The following is a 5,235-nucleotide window of genomic DNA, read 5'->3' on the forward strand; positions in this document are numbered from 1 at the left end:
GCGACGGCGCCGGGGGGCGCGACCGCGCCGCCAACTGACGCTTCCCGCGCGCGGCGGTTGTCCCGCAACGCCGCGCGCGGCTAGCCTGTCCCCTCGACCGAGGGGAGCTTGGACGTTGCGTCTGCTATCGAACCTGCTGAAGCGTTTCGTGCGCACCGGCACGCTGCGCGTCATCGACGCGGCGGGCGGGGAGCACGTGTTCGGCGACGGCGCGCCCGCCCCACGCGCGGTGATGCGCGTCCACGATCCGGCGCTGTATCGCCGCCTCGCGCTCAATCCGGAACTGCACGCGGGCGAGGCCTACATGGCCGGCACGCTGACATTCGAGGACGGCACCGGCGTCGGCGACCTGATGTCGCTGTTCGGCGAGAACCGCGCCGGCCTCGCCGGCCACGCGTCGCAGCGTGTGCTCCGTCGCGTGTGGCGCGCGGCGCGGCGCTGGCAGCAGGCCAATCCGGTCGGCGTCGCCGCGCGCCACGCCCGCCATCATTACGACGTGCCCGTCGAAATCTACCGGCTGTTCCTCGACGAGGGGCTGAATTACTCCTGCGCCTTCTTCCGCGACCCGGCGCACGACACGCTGGAGGCGGCGCAGGAGGAAAAGCTGCGACGCATCGCCGCCAAGCTCGCGCTGCGCCCCGGCATGCGGGTGGCGGAGATCGGCTGCGGCTGGGGCTCGCTCGCGATCCACCTGGCGCGGGCGGGCGCGCATGTCACCGCGATCAACGTCTCCCCCGCCCAGCTTGCCGTCGCGCGGGCGCGCGCGGCCGCGGCGGGGTTGGCCGACCGCATCGACTTCCGCGAGGTCGATTACCGCGTCCTCGACGGACGCTACGACCGCGTGGTGTCGGTCGGCATGATGGAGCATGTCGGCATCGGCCATTACGACGAGTATTTCGCGCGCGTGCGCGACCTGCTCACGCCCGACGGCTGGGCGATGATCCACTGCATCGGCCGCATGACGCCGCCCGGCACGACCGGCCCGTTTATCCGCAAGCACATCTTCCCCGGCGGCTACACGCCCGCGCTGTCGGAGGTGTTCGCCGCGACCGAACGGCAGGGGCTGTGGGTCGCCGACATGGAGGTGCTGCGCCGCCATTACGAATACACGCTGCAGCACTGGCGCGACCGCTTCGCCGCGCGGCGGCAGGAGGCGGTGGCGATCGCCGGCGAGCCGTTCGCCCGTATGTGGGAGTACTACCTCGCCGCCGTGCAGATCGGCTTCCGCAACGGCTCGAACATGGTGTTCCAGATCCTGCTCTCGACCCGCAACGACGCGGTGCCGATCGTGCGGGATTACATGTACGCGCCGGCTACGCCGGATGCCGTGCCTCCGCCCGCATCGCCAGATCGGGTGACGGCCGCAGCGTGACCTTCATCACCGGGGTGGACGGGACGGTCGCGGCGTCGCGCAGGCGCAGGCGGGCGAGCAGCACGGCGAGGATGGCGACCGCTTCCTGCACCGCGAAGCCGTTGCCGATGCAGACGCGCGGGCCGGCGCCGAAGGGCATGTAGGCATAGCGCGAGCGCGCCGCCGCCGCTTCCGGCGCGAAGCGGTCGGGGTCGAAACGCTCGGGCTCGGACCACAGCAGCGCATGGCGATGCACGGCATAGATCGGCACCACCAGCATCGCGTTCGCCGGGATGCGTACGCCGTCCAGCTCCATGTCCTCGGCCACGTAGCGCGAGATCATCGGCGCCGGCGGAAACAGCCGCATCGCCTCGGAAAACACCTGCCGCGTATAGGTCAGCTGCGGCAGGTGCGCGGGCAGCACGGTGCCGCCGGGACAGACCGCGTCGAGTTCGGCGAACAGCCGCGCCTCCACCTCCGGATGGCGGCTCAGCAGATGGAAGGTCCAGGCGAGGCCGAGCGATGTCGTCTCGTGCCCGGCGGTGACGAAGGTCAGCAGGTTGTCGATGATCTCCTCGTCGCCCATCGTCCGCCCGTCCTGCGGGTCGACGGCGGCGAGCAGCATCGCGACGAGGTCGGCGCGCGCCGACGGACGCGCCCGGCGCTCCGCCAGGATGGCCGCGAGGGTGCCGCGCAGATAGGCCGCCGCCTCGCGCCCGCGCGTCCGGCCCGGATAGGGCGTCCAGTCCGGCAGCCGCGCGAGGCTGTAGGCCAGCACCCAGCCGAGCGGATGGGCATAGTCGGTGATGCTGCGCGCGACGCGCGCGACGTCCAGCCCGGCGCCGCCGTCGAACATCGTCTCCACGATGATGTCGAAGGTGGTGCGCATCATCTCGTGCGCGATCTCGAGCGGGGTGTCGCCGGCGGCGAGCCAGCGGTCGCGCGTGCGCTCCGCCGCCGCGAGCATCGTCGGCACCATGTCGGCCAGCCGCGCCGGCTGGAACCCGGCGGCGACGGCGCGGCGCTGCCAGCGCCAGTTGCTGTCCTCGGCCGTCAGCAGCCCCTCGCCCAGCAGCGGCACCAGGGCGCGGCGCATCTCCGGCGCGCGGCGCATGATGTCGGCGCGGCGGACCAGCGCCTCGCCGATCAACTCGGGGTCCATGACGTGATAGCGGTCGCGGCCGAAGACGCGGGTATGGACGATCCGCTCGCGGAAGGTCTCCGCCGGCAGGCTTTCCAGCTGGTTGCGGGTGATGCGCGCGAACTGCCGGAGCGTGAGGCGCCGGCGGATCGGCGGCAGGTCGCGCAGCGTGGCCGAGGGCGTCGCGAAATCGGTCGGATGGCCGGCGCGCAGGTGCATCGGTGTGTCCTCGGCGGGGGCTGCGGCGAAAAGGCTGCGACTAGGCGGCTGCTGTCGCGCCGCCCCGGCGGATCACGCGGCGCCGCCGGACGACGCGGGAGCGGGCAGCGTGACGGTGATGCCCGGCGGGTCGAGCGTGATCGCGCCGCCGGCATGGATGCGCGTGCCGATCCCGCCCTCGGCGTCGCGCGCGTGGTGGATCACCCGCCCGTCGGCGGGGCGGACGATGAGGTAGTGCATCAGGCTCGGCAGGCGGAAATAGTCGGCCAGCTTGTTGCCGGTATCGACGCCGCGGGTCGAGGGCGACAGCACCTCCACGATGACCATCGGATCGTGGATGCGCACCGCGTCGGGCGGCAGCTTCTCGCCGCAGCGGATCAGGGCGTCCGGCTCATAGACCGTGTGGTCGTCTACCTGCACGACGACGCCGTCGGGATAGACGGTGCAGGGCAGCGCCGCGGCCTCCACCGCCTCGGCCAGGCGCCGGGCGATGGCGAACTTGATCAGCGCGTGGTCGGACCGTTCCGGCGACACGGCGATCACCTCGCCGTCGGCCAGTTCGTAGTGCGTGCCGTCCGGCTGCTCCATCGCCCAGGCGATGAAGGCCTCGGCGGTCATGCGCTGATCGGTCGTCCTGCTCACGCGGCGGCCTCCTTGCGGGCGCGCGCGCTGTCGGTGCGCAGCTGGCCGCAGGCGGCGAGGATATCACGGCCGCGCGGCGTGCGCACGGGCGAGGCATAGCCGGCGTCCGACACGATGGCGGCGAAGGCCCGGATCGCCGCCGGGGTGCTCGTCTCGTAGGCGCTGCCGGGCCAGGGGTTGAACGGGATCAGGTTCACCTTGGCCGGGATGCCGGCGATCAGCGCCACCAGCGCCCGGGCATCGGCCGGCGTGTCGTTGACGCCCCTGAGCATCACGTATTCGAAGGTGATCCGCCGCGCGTTCGACGCGCCCGGATAGCGGCGGCAGGCGGCGATCAGCTCGGCGATCGGGTATTTGCGGTTGAGCGGCACCAGCTCGTCGCGCAGGTCGTCGCGCACCGCGTGCAGCGACACCGCGAGGTTGACGCCGAGTTCGGCCCCGCTTTGGTCCATCATCGGCACGACGCCCGAGGTGGACAGCGTGATGCGCCGCCGCGACAGGCCGATGCCCTCGCCGTCCATGCAGATGCGCATCGCGCGGGCGACGTTCTCGTAGTTGTAGAGCGGCTCGCCCATGCCCATCAGCACGATGTTGGACAGCAGGCGCGGCGTCTCGCCCTTGGGGCTCGGCCACTCGCCATAGGCGTCGCGCGCCGCCATGAACTGCGCCACGATCTCGGCGGCGCCGAGGTTGCGCACCAGACGCTGCGTGCCGGTGTGGCAGAACCGGCAGGACAGGGTGCAGCCGACCTGCGAGGAGATGCAGAGCGTGCCGCGATCCTCGGCCAGATCGGGGATATAGACCGTCTCCGCCTCCTGCGCGTCGCGGAAGCGGAACAGGAACTTGCGCGTGCCGTCGCCGCTGGTCTGCGTCGTCGCGACGTCCGGCCGACCGATCACGAAACGCTCCGCGAGGCGCGCCTGCAGCGGCTTGGCGATCGTGCTCATGCGGGCGAAGTCGGTCTCGCCCTGGTGATAGATCCAGTGCCAGAGCTGTTTCGCGCGAAACGGCTTTTCGCCGATCGCCGCCAGTTCCTCGATCAGCGCGGCGCGGTCGAGACCGACGAGGTCACGGCGGCCGTCCGCCGCGACCGGCGGCGGCGGCTCGAACAGCGCGGCCTTGGCGAGGATGCGGTCGCGGTCGGCCGCCGTCAGCGCGGCCGCGTCGCTCATCTCGGGCAGGCCTTCAGGATCGCCTTATGCGCCTCGTTGAAGCCGCGCAGGCTGAACGTGTCGACGACCTGCATGCCGCGCGGCCCGGGCGAGCGGGCAATCGCCTGCCGCCCGTTGCGGAAGGCGGCGACGGCGGCGGCGTTCTCGCGCGCGAAGGCCGATCGCTGCGCCGTGTAGAAGCTGAGGGCGGTGGTATCGACCGTCATCGTCACCTCGGCCGAGGCCGGATAGGGGAAGCCCGCCAGCATGGCGACCGCGTCACGTCCGGACGGGCGCTCCGTCACCGTCAGCACCACGTCGCCGCGGCCGGGCAGGGCGGGCGAGGAATGCACGGCGCGGGTGAAGGCATAACAGACCGTCTGCGTGCCCTCGAGATGCGTCGCCGCGGTCCAGTCGTCGAACCGGCCGATCGCGTGCGGGGCGGCCGAATCAGCGGAATGCTCGGCGGCGTTGCGGTTGCTGCGGGCACCGGCGGGGGCCACGGCAAGGACGGACGGCAGCAGCACGGCGGCCGCGGCCAGCAACAGGGCGGAAGGGCGCATGCGGGCTGACATACGGGCTGGCGCGGGGGCGGGCAAGCAGGCCGGGGCGGGTTCGGGCCGCGCTGATGGAAAGTTCAACCCGGCGTCATGTCGCCGTCATCCGGCGCGGGGCCGAGCCAGTCCGGGCGGGTGCGCCGGAACCGGGGCGGCCCGTGCCGGGCAGGGGAC

5 protein-coding genes are annotated in these 5,235 nt (G+C 72.3%); 1 reads left to right on the top strand and 4 read right to left on the bottom strand.

Annotation, left to right across the window (positions count from 1 at the left end; genetic code table 11):
- Positions 1-115: 115 nt before the first annotated feature.
- Positions 116-1,372, top strand: coding sequence for an SAM-dependent methyltransferase (locus tag B8460_RS11790; RefSeq protein ID WP_084623556.1), 1,257 nt, complete (start codon positions 116-118; stop codon positions 1,370-1,372).
- Here B8460_RS11790 and B8460_RS11795 read toward each other — a convergent pair.
- The 4 genes from B8460_RS11795 to B8460_RS11810 form a co-directional block, all read right to left on the bottom strand.
- On the bottom strand, positions 1,314-2,711 hold the full coding sequence (locus tag B8460_RS11795) for a cytochrome P450 (RefSeq protein ID WP_084623558.1): 1,398 nt from the start codon (positions 2,709-2,711) through the stop codon (positions 1,314-1,316). The two genes, B8460_RS11790 and B8460_RS11795, sit on opposite strands and share 59 nt — an antisense overlap.
- A 72-nt stretch (positions 2,712-2,783) precedes the next feature.
- Complete coding sequence (locus tag B8460_RS11800; protein WP_199445626.1) at positions 2,784-3,353, bottom strand: Uma2 family endonuclease; 570 nt, start codon at positions 3,351-3,353, stop codon at positions 2,784-2,786.
- Complete coding sequence (rlmN, locus tag B8460_RS11805; RefSeq protein WP_048861798.1) at positions 3,350-4,525, bottom strand: 23S rRNA (adenine(2503)-C(2))-methyltransferase RlmN; 1,176 nt, start codon at positions 4,523-4,525, stop codon at positions 3,350-3,352. The genes B8460_RS11800 and rlmN overlap by 4 nt, the downstream gene beginning before the upstream one ends.
- Positions 4,522-5,067 carry an invasion associated locus B family protein gene (locus B8460_RS11810; protein ID WP_148360562.1) on the bottom strand — a complete coding sequence of 182 codons (546 nt, stop codon included), beginning with the start codon at positions 5,065-5,067 and terminating at the stop codon, positions 4,522-4,524. The genes rlmN and B8460_RS11810 overlap by 4 nt, the downstream gene beginning before the upstream one ends.
- Positions 5,068-5,235: the final 168 nt, after the last annotated feature.

Origin of the sequence: Acidisphaera rubrifaciens HS-AP3, assembly GCF_000964365.1 — a bacterium.
GTDB lineage: Bacteria > Pseudomonadota > Alphaproteobacteria > Acetobacterales > Acetobacteraceae > Acidisphaera > Acidisphaera rubrifaciens.

Bases quoted from the DNA above. Each gene is read 5' to 3' on its own strand.
- B8460_RS11795 (WP_084623558.1), bottom strand. From the start codon at position 2,711: ATGCACCTGCGCGCCGGCCATCCGACCGATTTCGCGACGCCCTCGGCC.
- rlmN (WP_048861798.1), bottom strand. From the start codon at position 4,525: ATGAGCGACGCGGCCGCGCTGACGGCGGCCGACCGCGACCGCATCCTC.
- B8460_RS11810 (WP_148360562.1), bottom strand. From the start codon at position 5,067: ATGCGCCCTTCCGCCCTGTTGCTGGCCGCGGCCGCCGTGCTGCTGCCG.